The 21,911-nt window shown below is 73.1% G+C and carries 16 protein-coding genes and 1 pseudogene; 6 read left to right on the top strand and 11 right to left on the bottom strand.

Going from position 1 to position 21,911, the window contains the following annotated elements:
- Positions 1 to 12 precede the first annotated feature (12 nt).
- The 7 genes from AB0G56_RS05190 to AB0G56_RS05160 all read right to left on the bottom strand — a co-directional run bounded on the left by AB0G56_RS05190 (position 13) and on the right by AB0G56_RS05160 (position 12,079).
- On the bottom strand, positions 13 to 1,125 hold the full coding sequence (locus AB0G56_RS05190; protein WP_360963865.1) for a DUF3696 domain-containing protein: 1,113 nt from the start codon (positions 1,123 to 1,125) through the stop codon (positions 13 to 15).
- Positions 1,122 to 2,291 carry a DUF262 domain-containing protein gene (locus AB0G56_RS05185; RefSeq protein ID WP_360963862.1) on the bottom strand — a complete coding sequence of 390 codons (1,170 nt, stop codon included), beginning with the start codon at positions 2,289 to 2,291 and terminating at the stop codon, positions 1,122 to 1,124. Before AB0G56_RS05185 ends, AB0G56_RS05190 begins: the two co-directional genes overlap by 4 nt.
- 739 nt (positions 2,292 to 3,030) lie before the next feature.
- Entirely contained in the window at positions 3,031 to 4,434 is a 1,404-nt protein-coding gene (locus tag AB0G56_RS05180; protein ID WP_360963859.1) for a TIGR02679 family protein, read from the bottom strand.
- Entirely contained in the window at positions 4,431 to 8,672 is a 4,242-nt protein-coding gene (locus tag AB0G56_RS05175; protein ID WP_360963856.1) for a TIGR02680 family protein, read from the bottom strand. The genes AB0G56_RS05180 and AB0G56_RS05175 overlap by 4 nt, the downstream gene beginning before the upstream one ends.
- Positions 8,673 to 8,680: 8 nt before the next feature.
- On the bottom strand, positions 8,681 to 9,964 hold the full coding sequence (locus AB0G56_RS05170) for a TIGR02678 family protein (protein WP_360963853.1): 1,284 nt from the start codon (positions 9,962 to 9,964) through the stop codon (positions 8,681 to 8,683).
- On the bottom strand, positions 9,961 to 11,559 hold the full coding sequence (locus AB0G56_RS05165) for a TIGR02677 family protein (protein WP_360963851.1): 1,599 nt from the start codon (positions 11,557 to 11,559) through the stop codon (positions 9,961 to 9,963). The genes AB0G56_RS05170 and AB0G56_RS05165 overlap by 4 nt, the downstream gene beginning before the upstream one ends.
- A gap of 31 nt (positions 11,560 to 11,590) precedes the next feature.
- Positions 11,591 to 12,079, bottom strand: coding sequence for an ATP-binding protein (locus AB0G56_RS05160; RefSeq protein WP_360963848.1), 489 nt, complete (start codon positions 12,077 to 12,079; stop codon positions 11,591 to 11,593).
- A 144-nt stretch (positions 12,080 to 12,223) separates the two neighbouring features.
- On the opposite strand from AB0G56_RS05160, the gene AB0G56_RS05155 reads away from it, so the two are divergent.
- From AB0G56_RS05155 to AB0G56_RS05140, 4 genes are all read left to right on the top strand, one after another.
- Positions 12,224 to 13,093 (top strand): helix-turn-helix transcriptional regulator, encoded by an 870-nt coding sequence (locus AB0G56_RS05155; RefSeq protein ID WP_360963845.1) that lies wholly within the window; start codon positions 12,224 to 12,226, stop codon positions 13,091 to 13,093.
- On the top strand, positions 13,090 to 13,287 hold the full coding sequence (locus tag AB0G56_RS05150; RefSeq protein WP_360963842.1) for a DUF397 domain-containing protein: 198 nt from the start codon (positions 13,090 to 13,092) through the stop codon (positions 13,285 to 13,287). The genes AB0G56_RS05155 and AB0G56_RS05150 overlap by 4 nt, the downstream gene beginning before the upstream one ends.
- A gap of 509 nt (positions 13,288 to 13,796) precedes the next feature.
- Positions 13,797 to 14,546 (top strand): hypothetical protein, encoded by a 750-nt coding sequence (locus AB0G56_RS05145; RefSeq protein ID WP_360963839.1) that lies wholly within the window; start codon positions 13,797 to 13,799, stop codon positions 14,544 to 14,546.
- A gap of 18 nt (positions 14,547 to 14,564) precedes the next feature.
- Positions 14,565 to 14,981: a hypothetical protein gene (locus tag AB0G56_RS05140; protein ID WP_360963836.1), complete on the top strand. Its 417-nt coding sequence runs from the start codon at positions 14,565 to 14,567 to the stop codon at positions 14,979 to 14,981.
- Between the two features lie 311 nt (positions 14,982 to 15,292).
- Here AB0G56_RS05140 and AB0G56_RS05135 read toward each other — a convergent pair whose 3' ends face one another.
- Complete coding sequence (locus AB0G56_RS05135) at positions 15,293 to 16,177, bottom strand: LysR family transcriptional regulator (RefSeq protein WP_360963833.1); 885 nt, start codon at positions 16,175 to 16,177, stop codon at positions 15,293 to 15,295.
- Positions 16,178 to 16,310: 133 nt separating this feature from the next.
- Here AB0G56_RS05135 and AB0G56_RS05130 point away from each other — a divergent pair, with 133 nt between their 5' ends.
- Positions 16,311 to 17,579: an MFS transporter gene (locus AB0G56_RS05130; protein WP_360963830.1), complete on the top strand. Its 1,269-nt coding sequence runs from the start codon at positions 16,311 to 16,313 to the stop codon at positions 17,577 to 17,579.
- Positions 17,580 to 17,603: 24 nt separating this feature from the next.
- Here AB0G56_RS05130 and AB0G56_RS05125 read toward each other — a convergent pair whose 3' ends face one another.
- Entirely contained in the window at positions 17,604 to 18,935 is a 1,332-nt protein-coding gene (locus tag AB0G56_RS05125; protein ID WP_360963827.1) for a hypothetical protein, read from the bottom strand.
- 362 nt (positions 18,936 to 19,297) lie between these two features.
- Between AB0G56_RS05125 and AB0G56_RS05120 the strand changes: the two are divergent.
- A pseudogene (locus AB0G56_RS05120) lies at positions 19,298 to 20,029 on the top strand (YhjD/YihY/BrkB family envelope integrity protein); the annotation flags it as partial.
- Positions 20,030 to 20,051: 22 nt separating this feature from the next.
- On the opposite strand, the gene AB0G56_RS05115 reads toward AB0G56_RS05120, so the two are convergent.
- Both AB0G56_RS05115 and AB0G56_RS05110 read right to left on the bottom strand, forming a co-directional pair.
- Positions 20,052 to 20,918, bottom strand: coding sequence for an alpha-L-glutamate ligase (locus AB0G56_RS05115; protein WP_360963824.1), 867 nt, complete (start codon positions 20,916 to 20,918; stop codon positions 20,052 to 20,054).
- A gap of 5 nt (positions 20,919 to 20,923) precedes the next feature.
- Positions 20,924 to 21,862: a hypothetical protein gene (locus tag AB0G56_RS05110; RefSeq protein ID WP_360963821.1), complete on the bottom strand. Its 939-nt coding sequence runs from the start codon at positions 21,860 to 21,862 to the stop codon at positions 20,924 to 20,926.
- Between the last annotated feature and the right edge of the window lie 49 nt (positions 21,863 to 21,911).

Here is a 21,911-nt window from a genome sequence, read left to right as displayed (position 1 = left end):
ATCCGGTACTGCTTACCGCCCCCTGCGCCTGGCACGTGCCAGCCTCCCCAGGTCCTGTTCGATCTGGTCGAAGAAGCCCTGCGGCCACTCGGTCAGTTCGCCCTTCGCCGTGAACTCGATGGGTGCGGAACCGGCTTCCTCCTCGCCGAAGTAGTGCACGACCGCGTCCTCGGGCCGCAGGCTCCGCTCCTCCGCCACGGCCAGCCGAGCTCCGTTGAGCACGTGGTCGCTGTGCGTCTCCACGATCACCTGAGCTCCAGCTCCGGCGACCCGGGCCAGGAAGCGGCCCAGCTTGGACTGACCACCGGGATGGAGGTGCGCCTCTGGGTTCTCGACGATCAGCAAGTCTCCGGGACCGGTGAGGAGACCGGCGACGATCACCGGCAGGGCGTAGGAGAATCCGAAGCCCATGTTGGTCGGGCGGATCGGCTCGCTCAGCAGTCCTGGTTCCTGGAAACGGATGGTGCTCGCCGTGATGCCTGGCGGCCACTGCGCCATGATCTTGATGGGACGGATGATGTCGGAGGCCCAGGTCTCCACCTGTGTGCGCAAGGTCGTAACGTTGTGGGTGTTCCGGGTCGTCGGGTGGAGCAGCGGCTCACGCACCGCCCGGGTCTCGTGCAGGGCGAGTAACTGCGCGGTGTACTGCCCTTGCACACCGACTCCGATGCGATCGGGATGCTCAGCGGAGACGCCGAGTTGGTCGCGGGGACCGAGGCGCTCGGCGCACAGATAGGTGAACGCGGCTCCTTGGCCGCGCAGTTCGGCAGGTGGTGGCCCGCTGTTATCGGCCACCCGCAGGTAGAGCGCCTGCTCGTCGGGCACCGTGAAGCGGTGCACACTCGGCACCTGACTGCCGTCGCCGCCGATCTGGATCTCGATGGTGGAGTCTGGGGCATCGGGGTGCAACACCTCGTGTGCCTCGCCCAGGGCGAGTCCGTAGGGTCCGTTGAGCTGTACCACTCGGCCAGCCGATGCGTCAGCGAGCTGGCGGGTCAGCAGCAGGCTCTGGATGGTGGTGCTCTTCCCCGTGCCGTTGAGTCCGGTGAGGACGGTGAGAGGGCGCAAGGCGAAGGACGCGTCAGTGAAGCGTTTGAAGTGCCGGACGCGCAGGGAGGTGATCACTTACCGGCCTCCGCAGCCTGGGCGGTGACGTCGAACCGGAGCATCACCCGGCGGACGTCACCCGTGGAGGAGGTGATGGCTTCCAGGTACTGGTAGTCGTTCGTCATCAGGAAACGCGCGGCATCCACGATCGCCTCGCGGCGCCGTCCGAGGTCTTCGGTCTCGTACTTGGCGAGGGTGATCGACCAGGCCTCGAAGAGTGCCCGGTTGATCGGGTTCCGGCCGGACGAGTCCAGCGGCCATTTACGGAACGCCTGCTCGTCGAAGACCAGACGGGCGTTCACCATGGCCTTGCGGAACGCCCCCAGGAGGTCTTCCACTCTGGCGTCGTTCACGTCCTTCACGTTGTCCAGCATGATGGTGGTGCGCTGGAGGAAAGGGTCCATCGCGGCGTACTTCGCGTAGCCGTCTGTACCCATCAGCCAGAATGCGGCGAAACGCAGGGCCATCTCCCGGTCGTTCATCCGGATGTGGCCCCCCATGTTGTTGGTCGCCGCGTTGAACTCCACGGTGGAGGTCATCACCCGCAGGATGGTCCGGCTGCGCTCCTTGCTCATGCAGTGCCGGATCTCCTGTGCGTTCAGCGGCGTACCGCCCGTGTTGATGCGCTTGAAGATGTCGTACATGACATCCGACGGCGTCGTCGGGTCGATAACGTTGGTGACGATCTGGGTGTTGTAGATGCGCCGCTTCCACGGTGCGGGAAGGTCCTCGAAACGCTTGCCCTCCACCGCGCTCTGGAGGTACTCCAGGCCCTTCAGCTCGAACCCGCGCTCGTCTCCCCCGCGGACGAAGTCGCGGATGGTCGACAGGCGCTGGAGGCCGTCGACCACGCGCATGAGCCCGTCGGTGTCCTCGGCGAAGTAGAAGGCGGGAAGCGGGATCTGCAGGAGCACCGACTCGATGAGCCGGGACTTCTGCACCGGTTTCCATACGATGCCGCGCTGGAAATCCGGGGCCAGCTCCAGGGATCCGTCCTCGATCATGTCCAGGGCGTTACGCAGCGAGAACTGCTTGGTGTTGACCCGGATCTGTTCCGGATTCCACGGCCGCGCAATCGCCGGTGGCGCTTCCTCCACCTCGGTCTCCGCCTCGACTCCGGTACCCGTGTCGAGGAAGTGCTCCTCCGTGATCTTCGGCAGCTCTGGGATGTCCGAGGTCGTCATGGGTTGATCGTAGCCGGGCGACTCCCTCGGACGCGTGGGGAATCAGGGCCCAGCCCATGTCTAGCCCCGTGGAGTCCTTGAGGACCTCGCTCAGTGCTTCAACCTGTCCGCTGCCGTCGAAAAGGGCACGGGGAAGAGGGTCCGAGGCGAGAGGGCCGGTGCCGGGCAGGATGTCGTCGTACGCCGACGCCCAGCAGAAGGTCCGGGCCCTGGTCGAGGCTCACGTGCTCTGCTGGCCATCGGTACTCACCCCCGGCTCACCTGGAAGAGGACCCGAAGGGCTGCCCGAGCCCTTCTCGTGCCGCGGGGGGCATGAGGCGTGATCCATCGGCCGCCGCTGACCGCCCGGCGCTGCGTCACCTGGCGCCAGAGCTCCCTGCCCGGTTCGGGTGGGAGATGTCCTGTTTCCGCCCGACATGCCAGTCCCCAGTGCCACAGTGGCCGCAGCACACCCAGCACCCCTTTTTCGAGGAGCCGACCATGACCCAGAGCACCACCTTCCGCACCAGCACCAAGCAGGACAACCTCGCCGACCACGTTGTGGAGTTCCTCAGCCGGGTCTCCCGCACACTCCGGAACTTGGCCGACTCTGCTGACCACGCGGCGAAGACGGTGCGGAAAGCGGCGCGCCTGTGGGACTTCTCTGGGACTTTCGTCCGGGAACCGAAGGCTTCCGGTCGCCGCGCGATTCCACATGGCGCGTCCCCGGAACGCTTCCGAGGTGACAGAGCTCCGCCTTTCAATGACTCGGTACTCGTCCGATTCTGCGCCCGCCGCGCTTCGAAGCCGCCTCAGAGCAAGCCGGTTCAAGGTCTGTGAGCAGGTCGTCCAGCACCGTTTCCTCCTCGACCCGGACACCGCACTCGGCAAGCGCGACGGCCAGGGCAGGATCCCAGGGCGTCGCGGCGGGCGGGCCCGTCAGGCCCGGGGCTCCGGCTACTGCCGGCACTGCTGCTCGGTAGTCGACGGCCGTGTAGCGCCACGGCCGCCAAGGGACGCTTCTCGCCAGTGCCGCGGCGATGCGTACACCGCCCCAGTCGAAATCGCCGTGGTAGAGCAGGCGGGTGCCACGCGTGGACAGTTCGCGCAGCAAGGTGAGCGCGGCGGCCGACGGTTGCCCCTGGAGGCACACCATGGGCGGGCACGCCGGGCCGAGGGAGTCGGCGGCGGCGGACAGCACGGCCGGGTTCTCGCAGACGTGAACGGTTCCCGTCGTGGGAACGGAGGCTACCGGTGCCCGACCGGCGAGGGAACGGAGCGTCAGCACCGTCGGCTCCCCCGCGTCGGCCATCCAGTCGAGCGGTGGAGTACCGCGCAGGTTGAGGGTGAGGACGGTCGAGGACAGGTCGTCCTTGAGCAAGCCCGCCGAGGCCCACGCCTCCCGCCGCCACTGGGCACCGGAGCCGTCGGGGAAGCCGGTGAGGCAGCGGATGCCGGACAGGACGAGAGTGGCGAGCGGCGTCCCCTCGTCCAGCGCATGGGCGCCCGAGAGGTTCCGTGCCGCGAACGTCGCCCGCGCTGTCGGGGGCGACGCGGGCAACGAACGCAGCGCGCGCACAGCGGCCTTAACCAGCGGGCCCGCGGCCTCCGGCGTACGGGCGAGGCGCCGTACGAGACCGTCACGGCGGATCCGCTCGGCCCAGTGGGCCAGCGCCGCGTCGAGGATGCCCAGCGGGGCGTACGCCTCCTCCCAGGCCTGCTCCTCCCTGTTCCTTGTCTCGGCCTGGAGTACGACCGGGCCGGTGAGGGCGACGACGGCCACCGCCAGTCCGTCGGGGCTGACACCGCAGCGCCGCAGGATCTCGTCCACGGTGGCGAGGCGAATGCCGAGGGAGCCGCTGGATCGTGGTGCCCGTCCCAGCAGGCGTTCGGCAGCGCGCCGTTGGGATGCGTCGGGGTCGGAGAGGGTGACGGAGCCGGTGAGCGGCCGGCCCCGTGCCATGCGCTGCCGCACGCGGTCCACGAACCAGGCAAGCCCGGGATCGCCGAGCAGACGTCCGAGGCGCTCGGTATCCACGTCGGTCTCGGCTTCTGCCGGTGGCGGCCCGGTCGGCACCGCGTCCGCGGTGGCGTCCGGCGGTGTTGTGCGTCCGGCCGCCGCCAGGCATCCGTCGCGGTCAGGCAGGGTCTCCGAATGCTTCACGTCCACAGGGGCCCCTGCCCGTCGGTGCCGTCGACGACGGCGGTCCACCCTGGCTCACCGAAGGGACGCACCGGCCTGTCGGCCCTCTCGCCGGAGTCGGCGGTGCCGACAGACGCCCCGAGCGCGTCCGGTCGGGCACCGGGCTCCGTGCCGCGCCGCCGTTCGCTGCCGTCCCATTCCCACCGCGTCACCAGCACGGCGTCGATGTCGTCGACGCGGGCGAGCTGGGCGATGGCGATGCCCGGCACCTGGGGGTAGCAGGCCCACTCGCGTTCGCTGGTCATCACGACGTCGAGGTCGAAGGCGCGCAGCAGCCCGAGGCACTTGGCGCGCGAGTCGTCGTCGACGCCGGCGAACGCCTCGTCCAGGGTGACCAGGCGCGGGGCGTGCGCGCCGCGCGCGCTCGCGTAGTGGGAGGACGCGGCGGCGAACAGGGGCACGGACGCGGCCAGTACCCGTTCCCCGCCCGAGGCGGGGCCGGTGGCAGGCACCCACTTGCCGTGCTGGTGGCGTTCGACGCCGAACTCGTGCCAGGACCGGTAGTCGAGGGCGGCGGTGAGGTCCTCCAGCCAGCTGCCGGCGCTGTCGTCGGCCTGCCGGCGGGCGATCTGCTCCTGGAGGAACGCGCCGACCGCGGCCCGGTCCTCGGGCGACCACGCGTCGGCGGACTGGCGCAGCCGTTCGCGGGCCTGGGCCAGTCCTTGCGGGGCTCGGCGGGACGCTCGCCACACCAGCCGCAGCTTCATACCTGTGGAGGTCGGGCGCTCCTCCAGCTCCCGATTCATGGCGGCCACCTGCCGTTCGGCCGCCCCGATCAGTTCCTGCAGCGTCCCGGCGACCTCGGTGATCAGATGGGTCTGGAGGATCTCGCGCTCGCGTGCGGACAGGATGCGGGTCAGTTCCGCGACCTCGACGGCCAGGGCCTCGGCGAGTTCGGGCACGGCCCGTTCCCGGCCCTGGTAGACGATGTCGACCCGCATGCCGTCCTCGCTCGGGCGGGCGGTGGCGGTGTGGCCGTGCCGCGACAGCGCGTCCTGGAGCCTGCCGAACTCCTCGCTCAGCCGCTTCTGCACGCGTTCCCAGGCCGCGTCGGTGTCATCGACAGAGGAGAGGTGGGACTCCACGGCCCGCGCGAGGGCGATGGCGGGGGTCGCCGCCCACGTTCCCGCGCCGTCGTCCGGTACGGCGAGATCGGGCAGCGCGACGGCGAGCAGTCCCGTCGCGGCGAACCGCTGGAGCGCCGCGACGGCTTCCTCGCGCGCGGCGATCGCTTCGGTGACCTCCTCGGCGAGCCGCTCGATGCGTCCCTCGGCGCGGCCGGCCCGCCGGTCGGCGTCACCGAACGCCGCCCGGGCCTGCCGCTGTTCCTGCTCGCATGCCCGGGCTGCCTCGGCCGTCTCCTCCAACTGCCGCTGAAGCTCGGCGACGGCCGCTCCGACGGTGGAGCGGAGCGTCGTGAGGTGTTCGTCCGCCGCGGCAGCCGTCCGGGCCGCCTGCGCAGCGCGCTCCGCCAGCTCGGACACGAGGAGTTCGGCCCGCTGGGTCTCCTCCCGCTCACCGGTCACCGCGCGCTCGGCCTCCGCTCGTTCGCGCAGTGCCGGCCACAGAGCTGCGAGGAGGGCGGTGTGGTCGGCGAGCGCCTGGCGCACGGCGCCCAGTGCCGTGGGCTCGGTGGGGAGGTTCAGGGCGGCTGCGGTGTCGGCGAGTTCGGCCGTCGCGCGGTCGGCCCGCTGTGCCGCCGGAGCCAGTTCCGCGGCCCGTTCGTCCCGCCGGGCGCGGGCGCGGCGGACCGCTTCGGTCGCGGCGGTGACGCGTGCGTGGGCGTGCCGCAGGTCGTCGTCGCCCGGCAGTGCGGCGAGCTCGGCGTCCAGCACGGCACGGCTTCCGGCCACGACGCGGGACTCCTCGGCCAGTTGCTCGCGCTCCGCCGCCAAGCCGTCGATCTCGGCGCGCAGTTCTCCGATGCGGACGCGACGCGCCTGCTCCCGCGCTCCTTCCCCCACGTACTGGGCGCTGTCCTTGACCCAGCTACCGATGAGCGCTCCGACGCGGAAGCGCCCGTCCGCGCAGATCCAGGTGTCGTGGCCGCTGCCTTCCCAAGGGGCTTCGCCGGGGGCGTGCTGCACGCCGCCCGCGGCCAGTCCGATCGAGGAGAGCAGGCGTGCGACCGTCTCCTCCCCCACGGCGGCGGCACCCGCGTCCGCGGGGTCGACCGCCGGGCACAGGGCGCGGTCGAGGCCGGTTCCGCCGAGCAGTCCGACCGGGTCGAGCAGCACGTCGTGGCCGTCCGCGGCGACCGCGGAGCCGTCCGGCCGCACCCAGGCGTCGAGGAGTCCCGAGGCCTCCAGCGCGGCTTCCAGTCCCGCACGGTCGGCCTCGGTGACGTGCGGACGGAAGTCGACCAAGCGCCACAGCGGTGCGCCGGGGCCCCGGTCCCGCACACCGGGTGCGCGGGTGTGGGGGGCCGACGGGCCGCGCTCCCCGCCCGTTTCGAGGTCGGTCAGTTCCTGCTCCGCCTGCCGCTGCCGCTCCGCCGTCACCGTCTCACGGTGGGCCAGTCCGGCTGCCCGGTCGGCCAGGTGGGAGGCCGCGGCGCGATGCGCTTCGGTCGCCGCCGTGCGGGCCGGCAGCGGGCCGTCCAGAGAGCGGGCCCAGTCCTGTACGGCGTCCAGGACTCCCGGCAGCCCGGGCACCCGCAGCTCCACGCATCCGGAGAGGTGCTCCCGCACGGCCGCGGTCAGTGCCCGTGCCTCCCGGGCGACGCTCTCCTCCGCCTCGGCCAGCCGCTCCTGTGCGTGCACGGCCTCCTCGTCGGCCTCGTCGGCACGCAGCCGCGCGGCCCGCTGCTGTTCTTCCGCCTTCTCGGCCTGCGTGGCGAGTTCCGTCACGTGCTCGACGGCGCGCCGCCTGCTCGCCGTCGCCTCGTCCGCTTCCCGTCGCAGGACGGCGTCGGGGGCTCCCTCCGTCCTGGGGGCGTCGAGCCGGGCGGCCGTGGCGCTCTCGGCCGCCCGGCCCCGGATGCCGTCCAGCAGCTCCCGGGCGGCCGTGAGCCGGTTGTCCGCGGTGGCGAGCCGGCCCAGGGCCCGGGTGTGTGCCTCGGCGGCCGTACGCCGGTCCGCCTCGGCCCGTTTCAGCTCTCCGGCCGTGCGGGCGGCGTCGTCCGCCGCCTGGTCGAGCGCGCGGGCGTCGCGCATCTCGGGCCGGGCCCGCAGCGTGGCGTCCTGGGCGGCCAGCCGCGCGGCCCGCTCGCCGAGGGCGGTGTCCCTCGCCCGGGCCTCCTCGCGGTCCGCCACGGCCCGGTCCCGGTCGGCCTGTGCCCTGGCGAGTTCCCGTTGCAGGTTCTCGTACCGGGCGTGTTCGCGGCGGGGCAGGCGGGCGCGGCGCCGGGAGGCGAGGCGGGCGTAGCGGCGGTAGTGGTCGAGGAAGGCCGAGGACGCCTGTTCGGCCTCGCGGGCCGCCCGCAGTTCCTCCTTCTCCTCGTCCAGCGACCGGAACGCCTCCGCCGCGTCGGCGACGACCGCCTGGTCCATCGGCGGCAGCGCCTCGGTCAGCGCCCGGGACAGGGCGGCCTCGCTGGGGCGCTTGGACAGCTGGGGCTGGCGCAGCTGGATCAGGAGGTCGACGAGGGCGCCGTAGCGCCGCTCCCCGAGTCCGAAGAGCGCTTCGTCGACCGCCCTGCGGTAGGCCTTCGCCGTGTCGTACACCATGCCGTGGCCGCCTACGGCCTCGGCGAGCCGGTCCCGGGAGAGTGCCGTCCCGGTCGCGTCCAGCAGGTCGAGGCCGGCGCCGATGCGCTGGTCGGTGACCGCGAACCAGTGGCGGGCGATGCCGCGTCCGGCGACCGCCTTCAGCCCGCACAGCAGCGTGCGGAAGTACGCCTCGCCGGTGGCGCCGTCGAGGCGTCCGAACTCGATCCAGGTGTAACCGAGCCGTTCGGGGTGCGGGTGCGCGCCGCCCAGGAGCAGGTTCCACTCCATGCGCTTACCCGGGTCGCCGTCGGGTTCGACGCGGCGGGCGGAGAGGTCGCCGTCCAGGAGGAACGGCAGGGTGAGGGCGAGCACCTTGGACTTGCCGGTGCCGTTGTTGCCGCGCAGCAGCAGCCGGCCGTCGCGGAACCAGAACTCCTCGACGTCGTAGTGGAAGAGGTCGACGAGTCCGATGCGCAGGGGTCGCCACCGGCCGGGCGCGGGAGCGGGGAACGCGGGCCCGGAGTACTGGGGGCCGGGGAGCGCGGTCACGGAGCGGTTCACCTTTCGTCCTGCACGGGCTGCACGGGCTGCACTGACTGCATGGGCCGCACTGGCTGCGAGGTCGTGGCGGCGGGCCGGCGTGGCCGTCCGGGTTCCCTGACGACGGGCTCGCCGACCGCGTACCGCGCGAGGGCCGGCCGCGGTACGACGCCCCGTTCGGTGCGTTCGGCGAGTCCCAGCGCCACCAGCTTGGTCAGCGCCTGCTCGACGAGTTCGGGTTCCGCACCCGGTTCCCGCGCCGACTTGGACCAGAATCCGCCGTGCTCAACGGCCAGTTCCCGTACGCGGGCCGCCAGCTCTGCCGGTTCGACGGGCCCGGTCGCCCGGGCCAGGTGCCCTGCCAGCAGCAAGGTGATGTGGCCGTGGGTGCCCTGTTCCGGCATGCGCGCGTCCGTGAGGTCGTCCATCGGGTCGACCATGGCGATGCCCTCGGCCCGCACCTCCGGGACGAGTCCGGTCAGTTCGTGGATGCGGGCGGTGATGAAGCCGCGCTGCCGGGTGAGGTAGACCAGTTCGTCGTCGGTCAGGTCGTCGTAGTACAGCACCGGTTCGTCCAGGAGGATGCGGGTCAGCTTCCAGCGGACCGCCCGGAACCTGAGTTCGTCGCTGTCGAGCGCGGTCCACGCGGTCATCTCCACCAGGCGCTCCTCGAAGCCCTCGGCCTCGACCATGGAGGGGCCCCGCAGGGACGCGGGCATCCCGGCGAGCACGCGCCGCCGCACGTCGTACAGCACGTCGCCCGATCCGCTGACGTAGGCGTCCTCGTCGCCGGCCACCCGCCGCAGCACCCCGAGCCGCAGCAGCAGGCGGACGACGGCCGCGAGGTCGAGGCGCTCGTCGCGCCGCTCCAGGCTGAACGTGATCCCGGCGGCGACGAGTTCGGGATCGGCGGCGGCCAGGACGACCTGCTCGGCTAGGCGTCCGAGCGCCACCTGCGCCTCGCCCCGTTCCAGCGCGGCCAGGGCCAGGCAGAGAAGGACATAACGCCGCCGGGTGAAGGGCAGGGCGCGGCGGGCGGCCTCGCGCGCCGGGTGTGTGGCGTCGGTGAGGGTGCCCGGCGTCTTGCGCAGCCGTGCGGCGTCGGCGTCCGTGCGCAGCGCCCAGCCGACGTTGCGTTCGAACCACTCCCGCAGTTCGGCGGTGTGCCGGCGCACCAGCCGGAACTCGTCGGCGTACGGCCCGTCGGCGGTGAGCAGCGGCTCCTTCAGCAGGGCGCGTGCGGCCTTCTGGAGGTCGGCCTGCCGCTGGCCGTCGAGGACCTCGGCGAGAGGGCCGCTCATCGGTCCTCCGCGAGCCGGGGAGCGGTGTCCCGCCGGGGGACGGGTGCCGATGCCGGTACGGTCCGGTCGCCGGGCCCCACCGTGAGGTCGACGATGTCGATCAGGTGGTCGGGGCCGCTGAACACCCCCTCGCAGGTGTGTACTTCGGCGGTCGATCCGTCGTCGAGGACGGTCAGCCTGATCTCCATCGAACCGTCCCCGCTGGTGGCCGCGGTGGTGGTCGTACCCGGCCGCCAGGAGGCGAGCGCGTCACCGAGCAGCCGCAGGAACAACTGGAAGGCGAGCGGGTCGAGCTCGCCGAGCCGGGACAGCCGCACCGGCCCGCCCGTCACGAGGCGGTCCCGGGCCCTCCTGGTCTCCTCCGTCTGCCGGGCGGCGATCTCGGCGAGCCGGCGCTTCGCCTCGCCACGATCGGCCACCCGGCGCGGCCGGCCGCGCCGCTCGTAGCTGCCGGTGCGGCGCAACTGGGGGCTGATTCTGAGCGGTCGCGCCTCGCTCCACGGGGTGGAGGCCGGCTCCGGGGAGGCCGCCCGTTCGGTGAGGGTGTCGGCGTCGACGGTGAGGTGCCGTGAGGAGTGCAGCCCGAACGCCACCCGCCACAGCCGGTGCCGCACCTCGTCGTCCGGCGCCTGGGCGAACCAGCGCGCCAGGGTACGGAAGTCGGCCGAACGGTCGGAGCGTCCGGCCCGCCGCTCGTTGAGCTGCCGTACGACCGCCAGGAGCTGCGGGATCGAGCCCAGCGCCCGCCCGCGCAGCAGCCTGGCCTGCGAGTCCCGTCCCTCCCCCGACACGAACCACTCGGCGAGCCCCGACCACCGGGCCGCCCACCGCTCGTACGCCACCGCCTCCGCGCGCCCGGCGTCCTCGGGAGCGGCGTCGGCGGCCTCGCGGGCGGCGGCGAGCCGCAGCAGCGGGCCGACCCGCTCCTGCTCCTCCAACTCGCCGATCAGCAGGGCGATCCGGCCGCCGAGGGTGATGAGGTCCTGGATGAAGCGCTCCAGGTACTGGATCAACCGGTCCTTGTACGCGAGGAACGCCTCGACCTCGGTGTCGTGCAGGTCGATGGTGCGCTGGAGCGAGCCCATGAAGGCGCGGGCGTTGTCGGCGAGGTCGGTGAACCGCGCCGTCAGCACGGACAGGGCGACGTACGTCTTGGCCGGGTCGGGCTCGTCCTCCGCGGCGATCACCAGCAGCGCCCTCAGCTGCGTGACGATGTCGTGCAACGCGACCGCCTGGAGTTCGCCGCGCCGCCCCAGCACCTCGTCGTACGTCCCCAGCGCCGCCTCGGCCGCCTCACCGGCCCGGGTGAGCTGGTAGATGAACCGCCTGCGGTAGAAGTCCTCGACCGCCGTCACCCGCGCGTGGTCGGGGTCGGCCCGCAGGTTGCCCCACTCCACGAGCTTGTCCAGCGCCTGCGTCACCGCTTCCAGGTCGGCGGGCCGGCTCCCCGCGTCCAGCGCGGCGTACACGTCCTCCGGCCGCAGGTGCACCGCGAACCGCTCCTTGGCGGCGAGGAACGCCCGCATCACCTGACGGTAGAGAGGGGCGTTGGGGGTGGTGAGGTGAGCGAACGGGGTGTAGTCGCTGGAGGTCATCCCGGCCCATTCTTCCACCCCGGTAACGGGCTCATGCGGGAGTTGCGAACACGCACTCCGCCCACACGGTCTTGCCCGGGCCTTCGGGCCGGAGGTGCCAGCCCCAGCGGGTGGCGAGCGCCCCGACGAGAAGCAGCCCTCGGCCGCCGGTGTCCTCGGAGTCGGGGGCGAGCAGCGCTTCCGGTTCGGGCGGCGTGCGTTCGGCACGGGTGTCGGTGACCTCGATCCTGATCGTGCGGGCGGGCGCGATCACGTGCAGGAACAGATGGAAGTCCCGACCGGAGACGTGTCCGTGCCGTACGGCGTTGGCGGCCAGCTCGGCGAGGACGAGCACGATCTCTTCGTGCGGGCCGGTGCCGTACGGGATGCCCCAGGTGTCCAGCCGATGTGCGGCCAGTCGGCGGGCGAGGCGGGCCCCGCGCGGGGTGGAGGTGAAGCGCATCTCGAAAGTGCGGCCCAAGTCGTCGCCGAGGCCGCCGGACCGGGGGGCGCTGACGGGGTTGGGGAGTTGGCTCGTCATGCCGACAACGGTGTCCTCGGTCGCGTAGCGTGACCAGTGGTGACGCACCGACGCGGACTGTTGTACGTGTGGTGGCGGCGCGAGTACGACACGCGCGGCGTGACGAGACCGCCGGGGCGGCGTTGGGCCAGGGAGGCGGTAGTGATGACCGAGGGTACGGGCGAGAGGGCCGAGGCCGTGGTGGCGGACGACGCGGGGCAGGCGACGGCGGACACGTCCGGCCAGGCCGTGGTCATCGCGTTCGGGCAGACGTTGAAGACGCTGCGGGTGCGGGCGGGCCTGGAGCGCGAGGAGTTCGGGCGGCGGATCGGATACTCGGCGTCCACGGTCGCGTCGTACGAGCAGGGGCGGCGGATCCCGTCGCCCAGGACCATCGAGCGGGCGGACGAGGTCCTGGACGCGGGCGGGTTGCTGACGGTGTGGAAGGAGCAGGTGGAGCGGGCTCAGTATCCGGTGTTCTTCCAGGGGATGGCCACGCTGGAGAAGGAGGCCATCGAGTTGCTCTCCTACGACACGCTGGTGGTCAAGGGCCTGCTTCAGACCGAGGAGTACATGAGGGCGGTACTGGCTATGCGGCGCCCCCCTCTGGACCAGGAGACCATCGAGCAGCGCGTGGCCGCTCGGTTGGCCAGGCAGGACATCTTCGACCGGCATCCCGCCCCACTTCTCAGCTTCGTGATGGACGAGTCGGTAGTGCGGCGTCGGCTCGGTGGAAGGGAGGTGCTTCGAGGGCAGTTGGAGCATCTGCTGCTCGTCGGCCAGAAACGGAACGTCGAGATCCAGGTCATGCCGCTCGACTGTGAGGAAAGCGCCGGCGTGGACGGAGCGTTCACGGTCGTCACGCGTGACGACGGCAAGAAGTTCGCGTACACCGAGGCGCAGGGATCCAGCACCCTTCAGACCGACCCTCAGCAAGCAGCGCTCGCCGCCGCCCGTTATGGGATCATCCGATCGCAGGCTCTCACTCCGCGAGAGTCTCTGGAGTTCATCGAGAGGTTGCTGGGAGAGCTATGAACACCGCTGAGTCCTCGGCCGTCGCGACCAGCCTCGCCTGGTTCAAGAGCAGCTACAGCGGAGCGGAGGGCGGCGACTGCGTCGAGGTCGCGGCCGACACGGGAGTCGTACACGTCCGGGACTCCAAGGCCGTCACCGGACCCGTCATCCGTGTGTCACGTGAGGCGTGGGCCGGGTTCGTCGGGGAGGCCTGACGGGCGTACGTCATGCGTGAGCCCAGCCGCTCCCTGAAGGACGGCAGGGCTCATGCGTCACCTCCACCTGGACAGGCACGGGCTCGGGTCCGTGTCGCGGCAGCGCTGGACGACGGACGCGCGGGGGACGACGCCGTCGCGGGCACCGACGACGGCGAGCCTCCGGTATCCGAGGCCTTTGAAGCGCGACGGCCCTTGGCGCGGCTCCGTCCGCCTCTCCGGTGGCCTCGACCGGAACGCCTGCCCCGGTCACGTCCGGCGGCTCGCCCGGCGCTGCACGCGTGCCCGTGCGGCCGAGACCGGCGTGCGCAGCCGCAAGGGCCGAGCGCGCGGAGCGCCAGGGACACGGTCCATCACAAGTTGCCTACGTCATGGGCGAGTTCGCGCAAAATCTGATCAGCCGTCATTCCACTCCCGTACGCTTCACACCGCACGGAGCGTCACGCGGGGGGTGACTGGCAGTGGCCGGTGACAGATCGAACGCCGAGTGGGACGAGCCCGGGGAACCCATGAGGGAACCGGGGCTGGACGGCCGTACGGGCGACGGGGGCCGCGTCTATCAGGCTGCGCGCGACATCAACAGCAGCACGTCCACCCACGTCCGTGTGAGCGGGTGGGCCGTCCTCGCCGCCGTGGTCGCCGTCGCCGCCGGAGCGGTGGGTGTGTACGGGCTCACCGCCGAGCGCTCGGAGCGGGGGTCGGGGCCCATCACGCCGCTTTCGTCCGTGAGTCCGTCGGCCCAGGACACGGCGGCGGGCGGCGCCTTCGGGCAACCGGGCATCACGGCGGATCCGGGCGTCCCGAGCAGCGCCGGCACACCGACGGGGTCCCCGGGCGGAGCAGCGCGGGAAGCGTCCTCCGGGTCCGCCGAGCAGTGGCAGGGCACCTTGGCGGTCAGCGCGGAGGGCGGCAAGGAGCTGGACGGTGGCCACCCCGTGCAGAGCTCAGCCTCGTCCCTGGCCGGGCCCGACATCTCCGTCGGAACGCTGGGAGACGGCATGAGGGCTTTCACGGGAAGCGGGGCCATCGAACTGTGGAAGGGCTCCGGCGGGGAACCCGGCGAGGCCGCCTGCGCCGAAACGGCTGACGCCGGCGGTGAACCCTACGGGGTGAAACTGCGGCAGGGCACCGTGCTGTGCCTGCGCACCGACGAAGGACGCGTCGCCCGGCTGAAGGTGACCCGTCTCCCGCAGGACTTCATGTCCGCGGTGGAGTTCGAGGCCGTCGTGTGGAAGGCCGCCGACGGCCAGGGCGGTTGAGCTGAAGGGGAGGGGAACATGGACCCACTGGTGATGAGCGCCGCGAGCGCTCTGGTCGGTTCGATGGCGACCGATGCCTGGCAGCAGGCGCGCTCGGCGGTACTGGTGCTCTGGCAACGGACCCGCCCCGACCGGGTCACGTCCGTGGCGGGCCGTCTGGCAGAGGTACGCGAGGACGTGCGAGCGGCCAGGGAAGCCGACGACAGGCAGACCGAGGAGGCGCTGGCACAGGAGTGGGCTCCGCAGCTGCAGCAGTTGCTGAACGCCGACCCCGCTCTGCGGCAGGAGCTCCAGCGGGTTCTGGACGAGGTGCTGACCCCCCTCCTGCCGGCGAGCGGGGCCGCTCGCCGCGACGGGACCACGATGCAGGCGCGGACCGGGGACTACTCCCGCGTCTACCAGGCGAACGGCGACATGACTTTCAACGGCGGCTGAGGCCCCCGGCGAAGGGAGGGCCCGGCGCAGGCGGCGAGGAGGCCGGGCAGGGCAGGGCTCTCGGATGGCGCCCCTGCCCCGCCCGGCCGTCCTTCGGCCAGGTGCCCGGCTCAGGCCGGCGCACCTCGCGTCGGCGCCGGTCAGGCAGCACGCCGGCGAGGCCGAGGAGAAGGCCCAGGGTCGGAAGGGGCGACGGTGGGACGAGCGGCGTCCCCCCTCGGCGCGTCCCGTGCAGATTGCTGCTTCGGCCGGGTGGGACCATTCGCTGCTGCGAAAAGCCGTGCCGGCCGGCCGGCCTCGCTCCCGACAGCTCAGGTCACGAACTCGCGGGCCAGCGTGATCATCGCGCGGGCCGCTGTGCCGGGGCGGTGGGCGCTCGGGACGGCCAGGGACAGGGGCCAGTCCAGGTCGGCGTCGCGGACCGTCAGGACGGCGACGCCCTCGGCCGACCGGAGGACGAAGCGGGGCAGGAGCGCCACGCCCAGGCCGTGCCGTACGTAGTCCACGCCGGTGGCCACGTCGGGGTTCTCCACGGTGACGCGGCGGGGCACGGACGCGGCGGCGAAGGCGCGGTCGGCCACCGTCCGGTTGCCGTACCCCAGCGGGGAGTCGACGAAGTCGAGTCCGGCCAGTTCGGCGATCGACACACTGCCGCGCCCGGCCAGGGGATGGCCCGCCGGTACCACGAGGTCGAGGACCGAGCTGGTGAGGTCCGTCAGCGCGATCCCGGCGGGGCAGGGGCCGGGCAGCGAGACGAAGGCCGCGTCGAGGCGGTGTTCGAGAAGGGCCGCCACCAGGCCCCGCGAGCCGGAGGGGTCCGCGCTGGTCTGGAGCAGCACGCCGGGATGTCGGCGGTGGAACTCGCCGAGCAGCGCCGGGAGGTCGAGCAGCCGGACCGAGGTCAGTGTGCCCAGACGCAGGGTGCCGCGCAGTCCGCCGCGGACCTCGGCGACGGCGTCCGCGGCCTCCTGCGCGGCGTGGAGGGCGGCGCGTGCGCGCGGGAGCAGCGCCACCCCGGCGTCGGTGAGGAGCACCCGCTTGGAGTTGCGGTCGAGCAGTTGCGCGCCCAGCTCGCGTTCGAGGCTCTTGATCGTGCTGGAGACCGCGGACTGGACGATGTGCAGCCGGGCGGCGGCGCGGGTGAAGTTCGCCTCGTCGGCCACGGCGACGAAGCAGGCGAGCTGGCGCAGTTCCATCCGCCAAGTATGCGCCAAGCATCTGCTTCCGAGATGGTCGCGGTCTATTTCTTTCGTTGGACGAGATGGTTTCCGCGCCGCATCCTGTGTGGTGTTCCGCTCACCGCTCGTCCCAGATCCGGAGATGTTCCCCATGGCGCAGTCGACCTCCGCAGCCCGCCCGCGCACGGGCGCGTCCGCAGGCACGCACGGTGCCGCCCGGCGCCGCGCCGGTGCCGGGCGCCACGGCGTCGGGTTCGCGCTCATCGCGTTCGCGTTCCTGACGGCGATGGCGTTCTCGACCGTTCCCACGCCGCTGTACCCGCTCTACATGGCGAAGGACGGGTTCTCCACGTTCATGGTCACCGTCGTCTTCGCCACCTACGCGGTGGGCGTCGTGATCAGTCTGGTCCTGGCCGGGCACATATCGGACTGGGCCGGCCGCAAGAAGATCCTCATGCCCGCCATCGGCCTGGAACTGATCGCCGCCCTGCTCTTCCTGGCGAGCACCTCGCTGCCCGTCCTCCTGGTGGCCCGGCTCCTCACGGGCCTCGGCGTCGGCATGGTCACCGCCACCGCGACGGCCCACCTGCACGAGCTGCACACCGCGCACCGGCCCGGTGCCTCCACTCAGCGCTTCGAACTGGTGTCGACCGCGGCCAACATCGGCGGCCTCGGCGTCGGCCCGCTCGTCGCCGGCGTCCTGGCCCAGTGGGTCACCGGCCCGCTGCGCACCCCCTACATCGTGTTCGCCGTGCTGCTGCCGGCGAGCATCGTCGCGATCGCGCTGGCCCCCGAGACCGTCGAGGAACGGCTCGTCAGGCCCGCCTACCGGCCCCAGCGGATCTCGGCCGACCACGGCGACCGGGCCGGATACGTCGCCGCCGCGGCGGCCGGGTTCGCGTCCTTCGCCGTCTTCGGCCTGTTCACCTCCGTCGCCCCAGGCTTCGTCGCCGGCACCCTGCACCACCCCTCCCGGGCGCTCGCCGGGCTGATCGTCTTCGCCGTCTTCGGTGCCGCTGCCGCCGCGCAGAGCCTCACCACCCGGCTGTCCACCGCCGCCAAGCGCTCACTGGGGCTGGCGGCCCAGGCGGTCGGCGTCGCGACGCTCGTCGTCGGTATGCGCACCGCCGGCCTGACCACCTTCCTCGTGGGCGGGATCGTCGCCGGGATCGGTGCGGGCGTGCTGTTCAAGGCCTCCCTCGGCACGGTCGCCGCGATGGCCGCGCCCGCCGAGCGCGGCGAGGCCCTCGCCGGGCTGTTCCTGATCGCCTACCTCGGCCTGACCGTTCCCGTCGTCGCCATCGGGGTGGCCGCCCGCTCCTTGCCCGTGCCGACCGTGATGACCTGGTTCGCGGGCGTGCTGCTGGTCCTGCTGGGCGCGGTCGCCGTCCTGGCCCGGCGGCGCCCGGCCACCGCCTGACGACGGCTCGGGAAGGTGCGGCGCTCACGCGGGCAGCGGGGCCGCCGGGGGCTCCTGCGCGTCCCCGGCGGGGGGCTGGGCCAGGAACTCCAGCACCGCGAGGAGCGCCAGCAGGCACAGGGCGAGTCCCACGACGACCCAGCCGGTGGGGTGCGGCCACAGCAGGAAGGCCAGCAGGACGGCGGCCACCAGCACCCCGGTGATCCAGGTGCGGTGGCGGCGGGCGAAGGGGCCGACCGGGCCGGTGCGCAGGCCCGCCCGGTCCGCTGTGGTGCGTACCGCCCCGATGCCGGAGGTCCACAGGCGCCGTCCGAGTCCCGCGCGGCGGCCGGGGCCGCTGAGCCAGGCGGCCAGTGCGAGGACGACCCCGACGGCGACGACCATGCGCACGGTGGTCTGGAGGAAGTGGGTGAGCGCGTCGTAGACCGCGCCCGCCGCCGGCCGCGAGACGTCGGGCGGCAGCCGGTCGAGGTAGATCGCCCGGAAGACGCGCAGGCCGATGCCGAGAACGCCCGTGGTCACGGCCGCGCCGAGGCAGCCCGCGACCAGGGCCCGGCGGCGGCGCACCGCGAGGAGGACGCCCGCGGCGATCAGGACGGCGGCGAGCACCGGCAGCCAGTCGCCGGCCAGTTGCAGCACACGGACGTACGTCTTGACCCTGCCGACGTCGTCGGACCTCACGAGGGTGAAGTCGGTGTGGATCTGCGGGATGTGCCCGGCGACGGTCATGCCCGCGTCGACGAGGCGCGTCTTGACCCGTTCGACGACGGGGGCGAGGTCGAGGGTGACGGTGTCGTCGTTCAGCTGGACCGCGCCGCCGCCGCTGCCGGTCAGCGCCTTGTCCAGGGAGGCGTGGATCCGGCGGTTGGCGTCGGTCCAGACGGTCTCGAAGGCGTGGGAGGCGACGACCGTCTTCGCCTGGTCGTGGACGAAGCCGCGGACCGCGCCTTCCAGGGTGCCGCCGAGGGCACCCAGCGCCTTCTCCAGTCGGGGCCGGTCGGCGGGGGCCGCGTCGGCGAGCAGGGTGGGCAGGTCGAGGCGGGTCATGAGCGCGTCGGTGACCCGGCCGGCCACGGCGTCCTGCACGTCGGGGTCCGCCGCGAGCGGAGCGACCGTGGCGACGTAGCGGTCGGTGTGGCCCACCTCGTCGGACGCCCAGGAGGCCACGACCGCGAGCGGGGCGAGGAGGCAGCCGAGGACGAGGAGGACCGCGGCGAGGAAGGAGCGCCCGTGGTGGCGCGCGGGCCGCGCCCGCTCGCTCTCGAGGGCCGCGACCCGTGCCCTCAGCGCATCGAGTTCGGGCTCGTGCGAGCCCTCGGCATCGCCGGCCGCGAACGCTCCGTCGTCCTTCACCACGCCTCCGACTCCGTCGAGGCCAGGGACGTCCGCTCCGTGCGGCCGCCGCCCGCGCGCAACCGGGCATCTCGCTCTCCTCGCGGGCGACCGGCCGGGGCGCGGCGGGACCGGCTCCGCCTCTGCCACCCTCCCCGGCCCCCGCCTCCGGCACGAGCGGTCGTACGCCGTTGGAGGGAGAACCGGGCGGATCAGCCACCTTGCGTGCGGCCGTGGGCAGGGGCCCGGCGCGTCACACGGGCGGCGCACGACGGCTCGCCGGGCCGCCCGGCCCGGCCGACGCTGGAAGTCCCCTTCCGGGGACCGGCGACGGAGGGAGGCCCGTGATCAGGCACCGGGGGGACGGCCGTGACGGCGGGACCGGCATGACGTGGACGTCACGGGTGGCACGGCTGCGGAGCGCCGCCGAGCAGCGCTTCCCCGTGCTGACCGAGCTGACGGACCGGCTGCTGTCCGCGAATCTCCTGGACGCCGGCACCCGGCTGGCCGCCCAGGCGTTCCTGGCCTCGGTCCCCCTGCTCTTCGCCGTCGCCGCCTTCGCCCCGCGCGGCGTGCGCGACCAGCTCTGCGAGTCGCTGCTCGCCATGTTCGGCCTGACCGGCGACTCCGCCGAGCAGCTCCGGCAGGTCCTCACCGACCCCGGCGGGAAGAGCCTGCGCCAGACGACCGGGATCATCGGCCTGGTGATCGCGTTGCTCTCCGCGACCAGCTTCAGCCGTGCCATGGCCCGGGTCTGCGAGCGGGCCTGGCGCCTGCCCAGGGCGGGCACGCGGGTGGCGGCCTGGCGCTGGGTGGTCTGGCTGCTGTCACTGGTCGTCGTGGTCATCCTGCAGGGCCCGGTCCGGGACGGCTTCGGTGCCGGTCTCTGGCTCGGTACGCCGCTGCTGTTCCTGGTGGCCACGGGGGTGTGGCTGTGGACCCAGCACCTGCTGCTCGCCGCCCGCGTCCCCTGGGCGCGGCTGCTGCCGGGGGCGCTGCTGGCCGCGGCGGCCACGACCGCGCTCGGCCTGACCGCCCGTCTCTACATGCCCGCCGCCCTCAACCGCACGCTGGCCGAGTACGGTTCGCTCGGCCTCGTCCTGTCCCTGCTGTCGTGGCTGATCGTCCTGTGCGGGGCCGTCACGTTCGCGGTGACGATCGGAGCGGTGCTCGCGGAGGAACCGCCGCTGGACCGCCTGCTGCGGCGGCCCGGGACAGCGCCAGCGCCGCCAGGGCCTCGGGCGCGCCGGGCTGGTCGCGGGCGCCGGGGAAGGCGTTGACGTCGACGATCAGGGGGGACCCGTCGCCGCGGTCGATGAGGTCGACGCCGTAGACGTCCAGGGCGAAGACCGCGCCGACGCGGTGCGCGAGGGCGGCCCAGCCGGGCGGCAGGGCGTCCTGGGCGAGGGGCACGGTGGGGCCCCTCCCCTCGGGGGAGAGTTCGGAGCGGCGCAGCGCGGCGAAGAGCCGGCCCCCTATGACCCACAGCTTGTGGTCCCAGCCGCTGTTGGGGACGAAGTCCTGGACGACGACCGGTTCGCCGGGGTGGGCGGCGGCGAGCCGGGCCAGGTGGGCGGCGCCGTCCACGCGGGCCACCACGTCGTTCCGCCTGCTGTGACGGCTCTTGACCACCAGGGGGGCGGTCGGCGGTGGTCCGGCGGCCAGTTCGGCGAGCGTGCCGAAAGCGCGGGTGGCAGCGAAGGGCAGGCCGGCCCGCCGGGCGCGTTCGGCCATCGCCGTGCGGTCCTGGCACAGCGCGGTCGCGGCGGCGGAGTTCACCACGGGGGCGCCCCGGCGCTCCAGGGCACCGGCGAGGGCGAGGGCGCGGGGCGTGCGGGCCTTGAGGAGGTAGACGTCGGCAAGGCGTCCGGGGACGGCCGCCGGTCCGGGGGCGTCCGCCAGGGTTCCCGGGTCCAGTGTCTCGACCTGGTGCTCGGGGGTGAGGAGCGCGGTCGCGGCGGCCAGCAGCGGATGGCCGGGTTCGGGGGTGATCAGGCCTATTCTCATGCTTCTCACCCGTTCTTGCCCGCGGTCACGGGCACCTGTTCCGGGTGCGGGGGCAGGGGCAGGGACAGCGGGGTCCTGTCCTGCGCGTCCGGCAGGTCCGCCGGCGGGGCGAGGCCCGGGCCGCCGGCGGGGCCCGGCCGGGCCGCGAGTTCCAGCACGGCCCGGGCCACCCGGGCCACGCCGTCGGGCACCTGGCGGAAGCTCGGGAAGTCGTTCACGTCGACGACCACGGGGCCGTCGGGTCCGAGCACCACGTCCACGCCGTACAGGTCGAGGCCGTAGACCACACCGACCTGGGCGGCGATCGCGGCCACCTCGGCCGACAGCGGTACGCGGCGTTCCCGTACGGCGTGGTCGGGGTGGAGCGGGGAGCGGCGCTCGGTCGCGTAGAGGTCGCCGCCGACGCTGTACACCTTGACGTCGGTGCCCGGGTTGGGCACGTACGGCTGGGCGATGAGCAGGCCCTCCCCCGCCAGTTCGGGCAGCAGCGCGGCGAGGTGGTCCGGTGAGGGGACCAGGTGCACCGCCCGGCCCGAGCTGCCGTCGGCGGGCTTGACGACGAGCGGGTACTCCGACGGCGGTATCTCGGCGAGCAGTTCGGGGCGGGCCGCCGCGTAGGTGGGCGGCAGCGGCAGCCCGCGGCTGCGGCCGATCGCCGCGGCGAGCGCCTTGTCCCGTACGCCCCGTATCGACCGGGCGTCGTTGACGGTCCTCGTCCCGGCGGCGGCGGCGGCTTCGAGCAGGGTGAGCCCGGGGCCGCCGGAGACCGTCTTGAGCACCCAGGCGTCGTGGGCGCCCGACCGCACCGCCTGCGTCATGTCCAGCAGGGAGCCGCCGGGCCGCACGACGTCCACCTGGTGTCCCCAGGACGTCAGCCGGCGGATCACCTCGACCGGCATGCCGTCGTGGCGGTACTGCTCCTCCACCAGAAAGCAGAGCTTCATCGATCTTCCCCGTAACCGCCGGGCGCCCGCCCTCGTCGTCCGGCACCCT

The sequence above is a fragment of the Streptomyces sp. NPDC021356 genome (genome assembly GCF_040641015.1).
Taxonomy (GTDB): domain Bacteria; phylum Actinomycetota; class Actinomycetes; order Streptomycetales; family Streptomycetaceae; genus Streptomyces.
The sequence above is the reverse complement of the archived record's forward strand: the minus strand, read 5'-3'. Positions and strand labels throughout refer to the sequence as shown.